This window comes from Streptomyces spiralis, from assembly GCF_014654675.1.
Lineage (GTDB): Bacteria > Actinomycetota > Actinomycetes > Streptomycetales > Streptomycetaceae > Streptomyces > Streptomyces spiralis.
Window position 1 is genome coordinate 79,542 of record NZ_BNBC01000013.1, and the last position, 14,243, is coordinate 93,784.

The following is a 14,243-nucleotide window of genomic DNA, read 5'->3' on the forward strand; positions in this document are numbered from 1 at the left end:
GGCTTGGACGCCGGTCAGAGGCCGGGCGATCGGGCTGGGGTTGGGCCTCGGGCGGGGCTCGGACATCGGCCAGAGGCCAGGCGCCGGGCTGAGGCCCGGCGCCGGGGCTGGGTGGGCGCTGCGGAGGCGGTCGCCTTCCGCGGTCGGGGTCCCGCCGATCCGGCGGACGTGAGCGGGACCGGCTGCGTGCGGCAGGCACACCTCAGGCGGGGAAGCGGCGGTCGACCTGCTTCCACAGGACCTCCAGGACGATCGCCGCGCCGACGGCGGTGCCCACCGCGAGCCAGGGCATCGCCGTCCCCACCAGCCGCAGCGCGAAGAAGTGCTGGAGCGCGGGCACGGCCAGCACGCACACGAACGCCGCGCCCATCGCGGCCACCAGCGCGATCCGCCACCAGGTGTAGGGGCGGGCGATGATCGCCAGCACCCACATCGAGACCAGGAAGAGCGTGAGCGTGGCCGCGCTGGTCTCCGCGTCGAGCGACTGGGGACCGGTGTAGTGCCGGCGGGCGACCAGGTACGTCACGAACGTCGCCACGGCCGCCACCAGCCCGCCGGGCACCGCGTAGCGCATGACCCGCCGTACGAAGTGCGGCCGCGCCCGTTCCGTGTTCGGGGCGAGCGCCAGGAAGAAGGCGGGGACGCCGATGGTGAGGGTGGACAGCAGGGTCAGGTGCCGGGGCAGGAACGGGTACTCCACCTGCGAGCACACCACCAGCACGGCCAGCAGCACCGAGTAGACCGTCTTGACCAGGAACAGGGTCGCCACCCGGGTGATGTTGCCGATCACCCGCCGCCCCTCCGCGACCACCGACGGCAGCACGGCGAAGCTGTTGTCCAGCAGCACGATCTGCGCGACCGCCCGGGTGGCCTCCGAACCCGAGCCCATCGACACGCCTATGTCGGCGTCCTTCAGGGCGAGGACGTCGTTCACGCCGTCACCGGTCATCGCGACCGTGTGCCCGCGCGACTGGAGCGCGCCCACCATGTCCCGCTTCTGCTGCGGGGTGACCCGCCCGAACACGGTCCCCTCGTCGAGCTCCCGCGCCATCGCCTCCCGCTCGGCGGGCAGCCGGCGGGCGTCGACGGCGGAACCGGCGAGACCGACCTTGGCGGCCACCGCGCCCACGGAGACCGCGTTGTCACCGGAGATGACCTTGGCGCGGACGTTCTGCTCGGCGAAGTAGCGCAGGGTGTCGGCGGCGTCGGACCGCAGCCGCTGATCCAGCACGACGAGCGCGGTGGGCACGGCGTCGCGGGCGACCTCGGGGTCGTCCAGCTCGCGGGCGGCACGGGCGAGCAGCAGGACGCGCAGGCCCCGCGCGTTCAGCAGCCCGGTCTCGGCGAGGGCGGGGGCGTCGGCGGGCAGGAGGACGTCCGGGGCGCCCAGCAGCCAGGTACTGGACTCGCCGTTGCCCTCGCTGAAGCTGGCCCCGCTGTACTTGCGGGCGGAGGAGAAGGGCAGCGACTCCACGCACCGCCACTCCTCGCTGTCCGGGCAGGCGTCGATGATCGCCTGAAGGGAGGCGTTCGGGCGCGGGTCGGACTCGCCGAGGGCGCCGAGGACCTGGCGTACGTACGACTCGTCGTGGCCGTTCAGCGTCCTGAGCTCGGTGACGTCCATGCCGCCCTCGGTGAGCGTGCCGGTCTTGTCCAGGCAGACGGTGTCGACGCGGGCCAGCCCCTCGATGGCGGGCAGCTCCTGGACGAGGCACTGCTTGCGGCCCAGCCGGATCACACCGATGGCGAAGGCGACGGAGGTGAGCAGGACCAGCCCCTCGGGGACCATGGGGACGATGCCGCCGACGGTGCGGGCCAGCGAGTCCTTCAGGTCGGTGTCCTTGACCACGAGCTGGCTGATGACGAGGGCGACGGCGGTCGGGACCATCATCCACGTCACGTACTTGAGGATGGTCGAGATGCCGGTGCGCAGCTCGGAGTGGACCAGGGTGAAGCGGGAGGCCTCCTCGGCGAGCCGGGCGGCGTAGGCCTCGCGGCCGACCCGGGTGGCCTGGAAGGCGCCGCCGCCCGCGACGACGAAGCTGCCGGACATGACGTGGTCGCCGGGCCGCTTGACGACGGGGTCGGCCTCGCCGGTGAGCAGCGACTCGTCGATCTCCAGCCTGTCGGCCTCGACGCAGGCGCCGTCGACGGCCACCTTGTCCCCCGGCCCGACCTCGATCACGTCGTCGAGGACGATCTCGGAGGCGGAGATCGCGACGGCGGTCCCGTCGCGGCGGACCGTGGGGCGGGCCTCGCCGATGACGGCGAGCGAGTCGAGGGTCTGCTTGGCCCGCCACTCCTGGAGGATCCCGATGCCGGTGTTGGCGAGGATCACGAAGCCGAAGAGGCTGTCCTGGATCGGGGCCACGCACAGCATGATCAGCCAGAGCACGCCGATGATCGCGTTGAAGCGGGTGAGGACGTTCGCGCGGACGATTTCGGCGAGTGAGCGGCTGCTGCGCACCGGTACGTCGTTGACCTCGCCGCGGGCGAGACGCTCGGCGACCTCGGCGCGGGTCAGTCCCCCCGCCCGCGTCACCTGCGTCGGCGGGACGGGAAAGGGCACGGGGACGGGGTGCACGGGGTCGAGTTCCGCGCCCGCGTCGGTGTGGGCCATGCAACCGACGGTACGTGCGGACGCGCGCCTTCACTCGTTGACCTTCGCCCGCCTGCCCGCCCGACTCGGTGGGGACAGGGATGAGCGTCCGGGGCTCTTCCCCCCAGGCCCCGCGGGGCCTACTCCGCCGACGCCGGGCGTTGCGCGCGGGGCGTTTCGCCGGCGGACGCCGCTCGCTTGATCGCCGCGTCGCGCTTGCGGACGTACCAGATGCCGATCAGGCCGAGGCCGGCTCCGGCCAGGCAGGTCCAGAGCCACCAGGTGTGCCCGTGGTCGGCGAACCAGCCGTAGAAGGGGAGCTGGACCAGGAAGAGGACGAACCAGACGATCGTGCCGCCGGTGATGGTGGCGACCACGGGGCCCTCCAGGGGCTCCGGCGCCTCGTGCTTGGGGGTCCACTTCGCCATGGGCTCAGCTTACGGCCCGCCACCGGCCAGGGAGGGACGGCCCCGAGCCCACCTCCGAGTCCCTCCCGAGCCCAGCTCCGAGTCCCCCCCGAGCGCATCTCTCAGCCCCCGCCCGCGCCCGTCCCGGGCTCCGGCCTCCCTTGGGTCTACGCGCGGAGATTAGCCTTTTCCGCTTCATATGTTCATACTGAAACGGTCTGAGTCTGGCCGTTTCTCTTCGTATGAAACCCCAACAGAGACGTGGGGGAGACCTGTTGGTGATCGAAGACGGCGAGACTCGATCACGTTTGAACCCGTTCCACCTCCGGTACTCCCGTACTTCCCTGCATCCCTGAGGTCACCTGCATGTCCACCTCGGCCACCGCCAAGGTCCCCGCCCCCGAGAAGCCGGGAACGCCGCCCGCGTACGGCGCCCTCGACCGCTACTTCAAGATCTCCGAGCGAGGCAGCTCCCTGCCCCGCGAGATCCGAGGCGGCTTCGCCACCTTCTTCGCGATGGCCTACATCATCGTGCTGAACCCGATCATCCTCGGCAGCGCGAAGGACATGTACGGGCATCAGCTCGACAACGGCCAGCTCGTCACCGCCACCGCCCTGACCGCCGCCTTCACCACCCTCCTCATGGGTGTCATCGGCAACGTGCCGATCGCGCTCGCGGCCGGCCTCGGCGTCAACACCGTCGTCGCGCTCCAGCTCGCGCCCCGCATGACCTGGCCCGACGCCATGGGCATGGTCGTCCTGGCCGGCTTCGTCGTGATGCTGCTCGTCGCCTCCGGGCTGCGCGAGCGCGTCATGAACGCCGTGCCGCTCGGCCTGCGCAAGGGCATCTCCATCGGCATCGGCCTGTTCATCATGCTGATCGGCCTCGTCGACTCCGGCTTCGTCTCCCGGATCCCGGACGCCGCCCACACCACCGTCCCGCTCCAGCTGGGCGCCGACGGTCACCTCAACGGCTGGCCGGTCCTCGTCTTCGTCCTGGGTGTGCTGCTCACGCTCGCGCTGATCGTGCGCAAGGTGCCCGGCGCGATCCTGATCTCGATCGTCGCGATGACCGTCGTGGCCGTCGTGATCAACGCCGTCGCCCACATCCCGTCCTGGGGCCTGACCACCCCGAAGTGGCCCGGCAACCCGGTGTCCACCCCCGACTTCGGCCTGATCGGCAAGGTCAGCCTGTTCGGCGGCTTCGACCGGGTCGGCGTGCTGACCGGCATCCTGTTCGTCTTCACCGTGCTGCTGTCCTGCTTCTTCGACGCCATGGGCACGATCATGGGCGTCGGCGACGAGGCCAAGCTGACCGACGCCCAGGGGCAGATGCCGGGCATCGGCAAGGTCCTCTTCGTCGACGGCATCGCCGTCGCCGCCGGTGGCGCCAGCTCCTCCTCGGCCACCACCTGCTTCGTGGAGTCGACGGCGGGCGTCGGCGAGGGAGCGCGCACCGGCTTCGCCAACGTCGTCACCGGCGCGCTGTTCGCCGTGGCGCTCTTCCTCACCCCGGTCGCCACGATGGTCCCGTCCCAGGCGGCCACCCCGGCTCTGGTCGCGGTCGGCTTCCTGATCATGTCCGGGGCGGTCAAGGAGATCGACTGGGCGGACTACACGATCGCCGTCCCGGCCTTCGTGACGATGCTGATGATGCCGTTCACCTACTCGATCACCAACGGCATCGGCATGGGCTTCATCACCTTCGTGGCGCTGCGTCTGTCCGCCGGCCGCGGCCGCGAGGTCCCGGTGGCGATGTACGTGGTGGCGGCGGTGTTCGCCTTCTACTACCTGATGCCGGCCCTGGGCCTGACCTGATCCCGGTGACCGAGGGGAGTCACGGAACCCCGTAGAACCGCTCGGTCTCCTCGACGGCGGCCTGGAACCGCTCGTCGAAGTCATTGCGAATGAGCGTCCGGACGACATAGTCCTGGACGCTCATTCCTCTTTTCGCGGCATGGGACCGGAGCCGTTCGAGCAGCTCGCAGTCCATGCGCAGGCTGAGCACATCGGTTCCCATGCAGTCGAGGGTCGCGGCACACTTCCGCGCCGTGTGTCACGTTCCGCGCGTGGATCACCCATATGAGTGACATTTGTGACCGGTAGTGGTCAGAGTCACCGCACACGTGCGTGTCCCCGGTGGTCCTTAGCGAGAGTAATGAGTTACTCTAAAGAACATGCCGGACCTTAGCCATGGCGACGACGCCGCCGCCGTGAACTCCCTGCGATCCGCCGTGATGCGGTTGTCCCGTCGGCTCAAGCACCAGCGGGTCGACGAGTCGCTCAGTCCCACCGAGATGTCGGTGCTGGGCACCCTCTCCAGATGCGGCAGCGCCACGCCGGGCGAGCTCGCCCGCAAGGAGCACGTGCAGCCGCCGTCGATGACCCGCATCGTGGCGCTGCTGGAGGCCAAGGGACTGGTCCGGCTGGAGCCGCACCCCGAGGACCGGCGCCAGAAGGTCGTCACCAGGACCGAGCAGGCCGAGACCATGCTCGAGGAGAGCCGCCGCAAGCGGAACGTCTTCCTGGCCGGCTTGGTCGAGGGCCTCGACGAGGACGAGTGGGCGAAACTGCGCGCGGCCGCCCCCGTGCTGGAAAAGCTCGCGCATCTCTGAAGCACATCAGCCGGCGAGTGAGCCGCGGGGGCGGGCGGAGCACGCCCCCGGAGGAGCACACGCAGCCAGAAGGAGGCGAACCCCTTTGAGTACGGGACCCGGAGCAGCTTCCGCCCCCGCACCGAATCCCTACAACTCCTCGCACACCCACGACTCCTCGCACACCCCCGACTCCCCGAACGCCCCGGACTCCCGGAAATCTGCGGACGCCCCCCGCGCTCCCCGCAAGGCCTCGATGTTCAGCTCGCTGAGGATCAGGAACTACCGCCTGTTCTTCCTGGGCCAGGTCGTTTCCAACACCGGCACCTGGATGCAGCGCATCGCCCAGGACTGGCTGGTGCTCTCCCTCACCGGCTCCTCGGCCGCCGTCGGCATCACCACGGCCCTGCAGTTCCTGCCGATGCTGCTCTTCGGCCTCTACGGCGGCGTACTCGTCGACCGTCTGCCCAAGCGGCCCGCGCTGCTGGTCACCCAGTCCTCGATGGCCCTCACCGGCCTGGCGCTCGCCGCGCTCACGCTCACCGGCCACGTCCAGGTCTGGCACGTCTACCTCGCCGCCTTCGCCGTCGGCCTCGCGACCGTCGTCGACAACCCGGCCCGCCAGTCCTTCGTCTCGGAGATGGTCGGCCCGAAGCAGCTGCAGAACGCGGTCAGCCTGAACTCGGCGAACTTCCAGTCCGCCCGCCTGATCGGCCCCGCCGTCGCGGGTGTCATGATCACCGGCGTGGGCACCGGCTGGGCGTTCCTCGCCAACGGCCTGTCCTTCGTCGCACCGATCGCCGGCCTGTTGCTGATGCGCGCCCGCGAGCTGCACGTCGTCGAACGTGCCCCGCGCGGCAAGGGCCAGCTGCGTGAGGGCCTGCGCTACGTCGCCGGGCGCCCCGACCTGATCTGGCCGATCGTCCTGGTCGGCTTCATCGGCACCTTCGGCTTCAACTTCCCGGTGTGGCTGTCGGCGTACGCCGACGACATCTTCCACGCCGGGGCCGGCGGCTACAGCCTCTTCAACACCGTGATGGCGATCGGCTCCCTGATCGGCGCCCTGCTCGCGGCCCGCCGCGGCACCGCCCGGATGCGCGTGCTGATCGCGGCGGCCGCCGCCTTCGGCACCCTGGAGGTCGTGGCCGCGCTGGCCCCGTCGTACTGGCTGTTCGCGCTGCTGATGGCCCCCATCGGCGTCTTCGGCCTGACGGTCAACGTCACGGCGAACACCGCGGTCCAGATGGCCACCGACCCCGCCATGCGCGGCCGGGTGATGGCCCTGTTCATGATGGTCTTCGTGGGCGGCACACCGCTGGGCGCCCCCGTGGTCGGCTGGGTCACCGACGCCTACGGCGCCCGGACCGGCTTCGCCCTCGGCGGCGCCATCTCGCTCACCGCCGCGGTCACCATCGGCCTGGCCCTGGCCCGCGTGGGCGGCCTGCGCCTGGCCGTCGGCTGGCACCACGGCCATCCCCGGGTGCGGTTCGTGCCCCGAGAGGCCCGCGAGGGGCTGGCGACGGCCGCGTAGCCCGGCACTCGGGTGCCCGGCACTCACCCCGCACTCCGGCGCCCCCACGGGCGCCGGAGCCGGTCGCGGGGCGCCGGAGTGGGCCCCGGCGGACATGCGGACATACGGACAGGCGAGGGCCCCGGCGGGACACTGACCTCATGAGACTCTTCGCCGCCGTACTGCCCCCCGAGGACGTCATCGGCGCACTCGCGCAGGAGATCGCCGCCCTGAAGAAGCTGCCCGGCGCGGACCGGCTGCGCTGGACCGGGCGCCCGGGGTGGCACTTCACGCTCGCCTTCTACGGCGAGGTCGGCGAGGAGCTCCTGCCGGAGCTGTCGGAGCGGCTGGGCAGGGCCGCGCACCGTACCGAACCCTTCGAGATCGCGTTGCGCGGCGGCGGCCAGTTCGGCCGCGGGAAGGTGCTGTGGACGGGCGCCGACGGCGACCTGCGCACCATGGGGTTCCTCGCCGAGCGCGCGGAGGCCGCGGCGCGCAGGGCCGGCGTGGAGATGGGGGAGCACCGCCGCTACAAGGCCCACCTGACGGTGGCGCGCGGCCGGGACGTCGTGGACGTACGGCCGCACGTCCAGGTGCTCACGGGGTTCACCAGCCGCACCTGGACGGTGGACGAGCTGGTCCTCGTCCGCAGCAACCTGCCGAAGTCGGGCGTGGCGGGCGAGCGGCCCCGCTACGAGCCGGTCGCCCGCTGGGCACTCGGCGGGGCCGGTTAGTCTCGAATACGTGGACCCGAAAACCCGTAACCGGATCATGGCCGTCGCGCTTGTGCTGATGTTCGCCGTCGTCGCCCTGGCGGCCGCGCTCGGCAGGTGACGCCGAGCACACCGCGCAGATCGAGCACGGCCGCCGCGGTCGGCCGGTCGGTGACCGGCCGGTCTCACCAGGCGAAGGCCTCCGGGGACGGTCCGGTACCCGGGAAGATCTCGTCCAGTTCGGCCAGCAGCTCCGCGCTCAGCTCCAGCTCGACGGCCCGCAGCGCGGACGCCAGCTGCTCGGCGGTGCGCGGGCCGACGATCGGGCCGGTCACGCCGGGCCGGGTGAGCAGCCAGGCCAGCGCGACCTCGCCGGGCTCCAGTCCGTGCTTGTCGAGCAGGTCCTCGTAGGACTGGATCTGGGCGCGGGCGCCGGGGTCGGCCAGCGTGGTGGCGGCCCGACCAGAGGCGCGGCGCCCGCCCTGGACCTCCTTCTTGATGACCCCGCCCAGCAGCCCGCCGTGCAGCGGCGACCAGGGGATGACCCCGAGGCCGTAGTCCTGGGCCGCCGGGATGACCTCCATCTCGGCGCGGCGCTCCGCGAGGTTGTACAGGCACTGCTCGCTGACCAGGCCGATGGTGCCGCCCCGGCGGGCCGCGATCTCGTTGGCCTGGGCGATCTTGTAGCCGGGGAAGTTGGAGGAGCCGACGTAGAGGATCTTGCCCTGCTGGACCAGGACGTCGACGGCCTGCCAGATCTCCTCGAAGGGCGTGTTCCGGTCGATGTGGTGGAACTGGTAGACGTCGATGTGGTCGGTCTGCAGCCGCTTCAGGCTGGCGTCGACCGCGCGCCGGATGTTGAGGGCCGAGAGCTTGTCGTGGTTGGGCCAGGCCTCGCCGTCGGCACCCATGTTGCCGTAGACCTTGGTGGCGAGGACGACCTTGTCGCGCCGGTCGCCGCCCTTCGCGAACCAGTTGCCGATGATGGACTCGGTACGGCCCTTGTTCTCGCCCCACCCGTACACGTTGGCGGTGTCGAAGAAGTTGATCCCGGCGTCCAGCGCCGCGTCCATGATCGCGTGACTGTCGGCCTCGTCGGTCTGCGGCCCGAAGTTCATCGTCCCGAGGACGAGTCGGCTGACCTTGAGGCCCGTGCGTCCGAGCTGTGTGTACTTCATGGTCTCCAAGCCAACGGCCTGGAGTGCGCTCAAGGCAAGGGGGAGTTGAGGCTGGAGCGCCGTCAGTCGCGGGGGAAGTCGTCCGTCTTGAGCACGAGGTCGACCACGGTGCCGGTGAGATCGATGGCGTTGCCGAAGTCCACCCTCGTCGGCTCGTCGTAGTCGCCCTGCTTGGGGTCGGTGTAGACGTGGCACCGGCCCTGGTAGGGATCGGCGATGACGTAGAGGGGGACCTCGGCCTCCGCGTAGGCGAACCTCTTCGGGCCGTAGTCGTTGGCGGCCGTGCCCTGGGAGATGACCTCGGCGACGAACAGGACGTCCTGGTACCGCCAGTGGCCCTTTTTGTCCTTCTTGGCCGAGGCTTTGAGCCGGGCGACGTCCGGGCAGAAGCCGTTCAAACCGTTCTCGTGGCCCGGGAAGTCGATGCGGACGTCCGAGAACACCCTCTCCATTCCGAACTTGGCCGCGACAGCTGCTGCGATCCGAAAGGTGATGTTCCAGTGAGTGTGCCGCCGCGGCGTCATGTGGATGGTGCCCCCGACGATCTCGACCCGGTATCCCTCGGGGACGGGCATGGCGTCGGAATTCGGTCAGCTTGTTCCGGCCACGTACGGCTGTCCGACCCCCCATGCCTCCCACATCGCCCCCGCGAAGGCCTCCGCGATCCGGTGCTCGCCGCTCGCGTTGGGGTGCGTGCCGTCGTAGGTGTCGGTGTGGATGTCGTACGACTCCGGGGGCGAGGCGAGCAGGATGGGTGAGCGGGGCTCGTCCAGGTCGGCGGCCGCCTTCGCGAGCAGGGCGTTGAAGAGGTCCACCTGGGTGGCGAAGAGCGCGTCCGCCTCCGCCCGTATGTTCGGGATCACCGGCAGCAGCACCATGCGGACGCGCGGGTTCGCCTCCCGTGCGCCCGCGACGAACGCCCGTACGTTCTCCGCCGTCTGCTCGGCGTTCGTGTAGAAGCCGAGGTCTATCAGGCCCAGCGAGACCAGCAGCACATCCGCCCGGCACTCCCGCACCGCACCGCCGATCAGCGGAGCCATGTGCAGCCACCCCTCTCCCCAGCCGGCCAGATGGGCGCGGGGGAAGCCGGGGTCGGCGTAGGCGTACGAGGTCGGCGCGTCCGCCGTCTTGTCGTACAGCGTCTCGCGCGGCCCGACGAAGGTGAACGGGCCGCCGTACGACACGCGCAGGTGCTGCCACAGCCGGTGACGCCATGTGTGTTCGCCCGCGCTGCCGATCGTCATGGAGTCGCCGACGGGCATGAACCTGAGCATCCGCTCATGATGGACGATCGACGCGGAGGGTGCGATGTGAGGCCCGCCACCTCACGTGAACGGGCCCGTGTGATGGCAGGCTTGGAGGATGCGCCGACCGTTCGCCCTGCTCGCCGGAGCCCTCCTCGTGGGCGCCTTCGCCCTGCCCGCCGCTGCGCCCGCCTCCGCCGCCGACGGGGACGGCGGCTTCACGATCAAGGACCCCCGGATCAAGGAGTCCAGCGGACTGGCCGCCTCGCGTCTGCACCCCGGCATCTACTGGACGCACAACGACAGCGAAGACGGCCCCTACCTCTACGCCGTGGACTCCAGGACCGGCAAGACCGTCGCCACCGTCACGCTCAGCGGCATCGGCCGGCCCCGCGACGCCGAGGCCATCTCCATCGGTCCCGGCAACCAGATCTACGTCGGCGACATCGGCGACAACCGCGACGGCACCTGGCCGTACGTCTGGATCTACAAGCTGCCCGAGCCCAAGGTGCTCAAGGACCAGACGATCCGGGCCACGCAGTACGTGGTGAAGTACGCGGACGGCCCCCGCAACGCCGAGTCGCTCGTCGTGCACCCGAAGACCGGGCGGGTGTACATCATCGACAAGAAGGAGAACGGCGGTCACCTGTTCGAGGGGCCGGCCCGCCTGTCGCCCACCGGGACCAACGTCTTCAAGCCCATCGCGCCCGTCGACCTGTGGGCCACCGACGCCGCCTTCTCCCCGGACGGCACCCAACTGGCCGTACGCGGCTACTTCGGCGGGATCTACTACGACTGGAACGGCGGGAGGATCAAGCGCGAGGGCAGGCTGGAGGTGCCGTTGCAGGGGCAGGGCGAGTCGGTCACGTACAGCATCGACGGCACCAAGCTGATGTACGGCAGCGAGGGCGAGGACAGCCCCGTGCAGGCGGAGCCCGCGCCCGGCGGCGGGGGCGGCGGGACCTCGAAGCCGTCGTCGGGCGGAGGCGCCTCGGGCGCGCAGGCGTCCGGCGGGAGCGGTGGGGGCATCTCTGGCGAGCTCAAGACGGGCGGCGTCGTGGTCCTCGTGGCGGCGGTTGCGGTGTTCGGGCTGGGACGGATGTTGCGTCGACGGTCTTGACGGGCCTCCGACAATTCGCGTTCCATGGGTGACGCGGGATTTGGGAGCGCTCCCATTCTGTTCCGGGCCCGCGCCTCCGAGAGGACAGCAGCGACATGTTCCGCAGTTTGCGCAGAGCGCTGTGCACGGCCGCCGCAGCGCTCCTGATACCGCTGGGGGTGGGCGCCGGTCTCGCCGCGCCGACGGCCGCCCACGCCGCCGACGCCATCACCGCGGCGGCGGGCGCCGGCTACTGGCACACCAGCGGACGCCAGATCCTGGACGCGGCCGGGAACCCCGTCCGTATCGCCGGCATCAACTGGTTCGGCTTCGAGACCGGTAACCACGTGGCCCACGGCCTGTGGTCCCGGGACTACAAGAGCATGATCGACCAGATGAAGTCGCTGGGCTACAACACCATCCGGCTGCCCTACAGCGACGACATCTTCAAGGCCGGCACGACCGCCGACAGCATCAACTTCAACGGCATGAACACCGATCTGCAGGGGCTGACCCCCCTTCAGATCATGGACAAGATCGTGGCGTACGCGGGCCACGACGGCCTGAAGGTCATCCTCGACCGCCACCGGCCGGACTCCGGCGGCCAGTCGGCCCTCTGGTACACCTCTGCCGTCCCCGAGTCGACCTGGATCGCCGACCTGAAGGCGCTGGCCACCCGCTACAAGGGCCAGGACACCGTCATCGGCATCGACCTGCACAACGAACCCCACGACCCGGCCTGCTGGGGCTGCGGCGACCAGTCGACCGACTGGCGCCTGGCCGCCGAGCGCGCCGGCAACGCCGTCCTGTCCGTCAACCCCGACCTGCTGATCTTCGTCGAGGGCATCCAGACCTTCAACGGCGTCTCCGGCTGGTGGGGCGGCAACCTGATGGGCGCCGGGCAGTACCCGGTGCGCCTCGACGTCGCCGACCGCCTCGTGTACTCCGCCCACGACTACGCCACCAGCGTCGCCCAGCAGAGCTGGTTCAGCGACCCGTCCTTCCCGGCCAACATGCCCGGGATCTGGGACAAGTACTGGGGATACCTCTTCAAGCAGAACATCGCCCCCGTGTGGGTGGGCGAGTTCGGTACGACGCTGCAGTCGACGGTGGACCAGAAGTGGCTGTCCGCGCTGGTGAGTTACCTCCGTCCGACGTCGACGTACGGCGCCGACAGCTTCCAGTGGACCTTCTGGTCCTGGAACCCCGACTCCGGCGACACCGGCGGCATCCTCAAGGACGACTGGCAGACCGTGGACACCGTCAAGGACGGCTACCTGGCGAGCATCAAGGCGCCCGGGTTCCCGGCGGGCGGCGGGGACAACGGCGGCGGCGGTGACGGCGGCAGCGGATCCACCCCCGCCTGCACCGCGGCGTACACCGTGACCAACGACTGGGGCACCGGCTTCAACGCCCAGGTGACGGTGACCAATACGGGCACCACCGCCATCAAGTCCTGGAAGGTGACCTGGACCTGGAGCGGCTCCCAGAAGATCACCAACATGTGGAACGCCACGTACACCCAGACCGGCTCGACCGTGACGGCGGCCAACGCCGACCACAACGGCTCGGTCCCGGCGGGCGGTTCGACCAGCTTCGGCTTCGGGGGAGCACCCGGAGGAGGCAGCGCGCCGAGCGTGAGCTGCACGGCGTCGTAAACGCCGAGCGCGAGCCGTACGGCATCGTGAAAGGCGAGGGCGCCCGGTGTTCACGGGCGCCCTTCACCGTTCTCGTCGTCGTACCGCGAGAGTTCAGAGCCCCTCGCGTACCCGAGAGGTCAGAGCCTCTCGATCACGTAGTCGACGCACTTCGTCAGGGCCTCGATGTCCGCCGGGTCGATCGCGGGGAACATCGCGACGCGGAGCTGGTTGCGGCCCAGCTTGCGGTAGGGCTCGGTGTCCACGATGCCGTTGGCGCGCAGGACCTTGGCGACGGCGGCGGCGTCGACCTCGTCGGAGAAGTCGATCGTGCCGATGACCTGGGAGCGCTTGGCAGGGTCGGTCACGAACGGGGTCGCGAACTTCACGTCCTCCGCCCAGCCGTACAGCGTGCGCGCGGAGGTGGCCGTGCGGCGGACCGACCAGTCGAGGCCGCCCTGGCCGTTGAGCCACTCCAGCTGCTGGTTCAGCAGGAAGAGGGTGGCGAGGGCCGGGGTGTTGTACGTCTGGTTCTTGCGGGAGTTGTCGATCGCCGTGGGAAGGCTGAAGAACTCCGGGACGTGACGGCCGGACGCGTGGATCCGCTCGGCGCGCTCGATGGCGGCCGGGGAGAACACGCCGATCCACAGGCCGCCGTCGGAGGCGAAGGACTTCTGCGGGGCGAAGTAGTAGACGTCGGTCTCGGCGACGTCGACCGGGAGGCCGCCGGCGCCGGAGGTGGCGTCCACCAGGACCAGCGCGCCCTCGTCGGCGCCCGCGACCCGCTTGATGGGCATGGCCACGCCGGTCGAGGTCTCGTTGTGGGTGAAGGCGTAGACGTCCACGCCCGCCTCGGCCCGCGGCTCGGGGTGGGTGCCCGGGTCGGCGGCGACGACGGTGGGCTCGGCCAGCCACGGGGCGAGCTTGGCCGCCTTGGCGAACTTCGAGGAGAACTCGCCGAAGCTCAGGTGCTGGGACTTGTTCTCGATCAGGCCGTGGGTGGCGATGTCCCAGAAGGCGGTGGAGCCGCCGTTGCCGAGGATCACCTCGTAGCCGTCGGGGAGGGAGAAGAGCTGGGCGATGCCCTCGCGTACCTTGCCGACCAGGTTCTTGACGGGGGCCTGGCGGTGGGAGGTACCCATGAGGGACGTGCCGGTGGAGGCGAGGGCGTCCAGCGCCTCCGTCCGCACCTTGGAGGGACCCGCGCCGAAACGTCCGTCCGCGGGCTTGATGTCAGAGGGAATCTGGATCTCAGCCACGAG

General features: G+C 70.4%; 13 protein-coding genes. 6 read left to right on the forward strand and 7 right to left on the reverse strand.

Features of this window, described 5'->3' with window-relative positions; genetic code table 11:
• Positions 1-202: 202 nt before the first annotated feature.
• On the reverse strand, positions 203-2,620 hold the full coding sequence (locus IE318_RS15815) for an HAD-IC family P-type ATPase (RefSeq protein ID WP_189900814.1): 2,418 nt from the start codon (positions 2,618-2,620) through the stop codon (positions 203-205).
• Between the two features lie 119 nt (positions 2,621-2,739).
• Entirely contained in the window at positions 2,740-3,027 is a 288-nt protein-coding gene (locus tag IE318_RS15820) for a DUF2530 domain-containing protein (RefSeq protein WP_030165051.1), read from the reverse strand.
• Between the two features lie 345 nt (positions 3,028-3,372).
• Between IE318_RS15820 and IE318_RS15825 the strand changes: the two genes are divergently transcribed.
• Entirely contained in the window at positions 3,373-4,824 is a 1,452-nt protein-coding gene (locus IE318_RS15825) for an NCS2 family permease (RefSeq protein WP_189900816.1), read from the forward strand.
• A gap of 19 nt (positions 4,825-4,843) precedes the next feature.
• Here the strand turns inward: IE318_RS15825 and IE318_RS15830 are convergent, their stop codons facing one another.
• Positions 4,844-5,026 (reverse strand): hypothetical protein, encoded by a 183-nt coding sequence (locus IE318_RS15830; protein WP_030165057.1) that lies wholly within the window; start codon positions 5,024-5,026, stop codon positions 4,844-4,846.
• A gap of 157 nt (positions 5,027-5,183) precedes the next feature.
• Here IE318_RS15830 and IE318_RS15835 point away from each other — a divergent pair, with 157 nt between their 5' ends.
• From IE318_RS15835 to thpR, 3 genes are all read left to right on the forward strand, one after another.
• The gene (locus IE318_RS15835) at positions 5,184-5,621 is read left to right on the forward strand and encodes a MarR family winged helix-turn-helix transcriptional regulator (protein WP_030165060.1); all 438 of its coding nucleotides are present in this window, start codon (positions 5,184-5,186) and stop codon (positions 5,619-5,621) included.
• Positions 5,622-5,856: 235 nt separating this feature from the next.
• Positions 5,857-7,131, forward strand: a complete 1,275-nt coding sequence (locus IE318_RS15840; protein WP_189900960.1) for an MFS transporter — start codon at positions 5,857-5,859, stop codon at positions 7,129-7,131.
• 140 nt (positions 7,132-7,271) lie between these two features.
• Positions 7,272-7,844 (forward strand): RNA 2',3'-cyclic phosphodiesterase, encoded by a 573-nt coding sequence (gene thpR / locus IE318_RS15845; protein WP_030165067.1) that lies wholly within the window; start codon positions 7,272-7,274, stop codon positions 7,842-7,844.
• Positions 7,845-8,008: 164 nt separating this feature from the next.
• Here the strand turns inward: thpR and IE318_RS15850 are convergent, their stop codons facing one another.
• The 3 genes from IE318_RS15850 to IE318_RS15860 form a co-directional block, all read right to left on the reverse strand.
• Positions 8,009-9,001, reverse strand: a complete 993-nt coding sequence (locus IE318_RS15850) for an aldo/keto reductase (RefSeq protein ID WP_189900819.1) — start codon at positions 8,999-9,001, stop codon at positions 8,009-8,011.
• A gap of 62 nt (positions 9,002-9,063) precedes the next feature.
• Positions 9,064-9,576, reverse strand: a complete 513-nt coding sequence (locus tag IE318_RS15855; protein WP_189900821.1) for a Uma2 family endonuclease — start codon at positions 9,574-9,576, stop codon at positions 9,064-9,066.
• A gap of 15 nt (positions 9,577-9,591) precedes the next feature.
• Entirely contained in the window at positions 9,592-10,275 is a 684-nt protein-coding gene (locus IE318_RS15860; RefSeq protein ID WP_189900823.1) for a GDSL-type esterase/lipase family protein, read from the reverse strand.
• 88 nt (positions 10,276-10,363) lie between these two features.
• Between IE318_RS15860 and IE318_RS15865 the strand changes: the two genes are divergently transcribed.
• Positions 10,364-11,365, forward strand: coding sequence for a YncE family protein (locus IE318_RS15865; protein WP_189900825.1), 1,002 nt, complete (start codon positions 10,364-10,366; stop codon positions 11,363-11,365).
• Positions 11,366-11,460: 95 nt separating this feature from the next.
• On the forward strand, positions 11,461-13,002 hold the full coding sequence (locus IE318_RS15870) for a cellulase family glycosylhydrolase (RefSeq protein ID WP_189900826.1): 1,542 nt from the start codon (positions 11,461-11,463) through the stop codon (positions 13,000-13,002).
• A 119-nt stretch (positions 13,003-13,121) separates the two neighbouring features.
• On the opposite strand, the gene serC is transcribed toward IE318_RS15870, so the two are convergent.
• A complete protein-coding gene (gene serC, locus IE318_RS15875; RefSeq protein WP_030165085.1) occupies positions 13,122-14,240 on the reverse strand; it encodes a phosphoserine transaminase in 1,119 nt (372 codons plus the stop codon).
• Positions 14,241-14,243: the final 3 nt, after the last annotated feature.

Coding starts and splice junctions, on each gene's coding strand:
- IE318_RS15815 (WP_189900814.1), bottom strand. CDS start 2,620: ATGGCCCACACCGACGCGGGCGCGGAACTCGACCCCGTGCACCCCGTC.
- IE318_RS15820 (WP_030165051.1), bottom strand. CDS start 3,027: ATGGCGAAGTGGACCCCCAAGCACGAGGCGCCGGAGCCCCTGGAGGGC.
- IE318_RS15825 (WP_189900816.1), top strand. CDS start 3,373: ATGTCCACCTCGGCCACCGCCAAGGTCCCCGCCCCCGAGAAGCCGGGA.
- IE318_RS15830 (WP_030165057.1), bottom strand. CDS start 5,026: ATGGGAACCGATGTGCTCAGCCTGCGCATGGACTGCGAGCTGCTCGAA.
- IE318_RS15835 (WP_030165060.1), top strand. CDS start 5,184: ATGCCGGACCTTAGCCATGGCGACGACGCCGCCGCCGTGAACTCCCTG.
- IE318_RS15840 (WP_189900960.1), top strand. CDS start 5,857: ATGTTCAGCTCGCTGAGGATCAGGAACTACCGCCTGTTCTTCCTGGGC.
- thpR (WP_030165067.1), top strand. CDS start 7,272: ATGAGACTCTTCGCCGCCGTACTGCCCCCCGAGGACGTCATCGGCGCA.
- IE318_RS15850 (WP_189900819.1), bottom strand. CDS start 9,001: ATGAAGTACACACAGCTCGGACGCACGGGCCTCAAGGTCAGCCGACTC.
- IE318_RS15855 (WP_189900821.1), bottom strand. CDS start 9,576: ATGCCCGTCCCCGAGGGATACCGGGTCGAGATCGTCGGGGGCACCATC.
- IE318_RS15860 (WP_189900823.1), bottom strand. CDS start 10,275: ATGCTCAGGTTCATGCCCGTCGGCGACTCCATGACGATCGGCAGCGCG.
- IE318_RS15865 (WP_189900825.1), top strand. CDS start 10,364: ATGCGCCGACCGTTCGCCCTGCTCGCCGGAGCCCTCCTCGTGGGCGCC.
- IE318_RS15870 (WP_189900826.1), top strand. CDS start 11,461: ATGTTCCGCAGTTTGCGCAGAGCGCTGTGCACGGCCGCCGCAGCGCTC.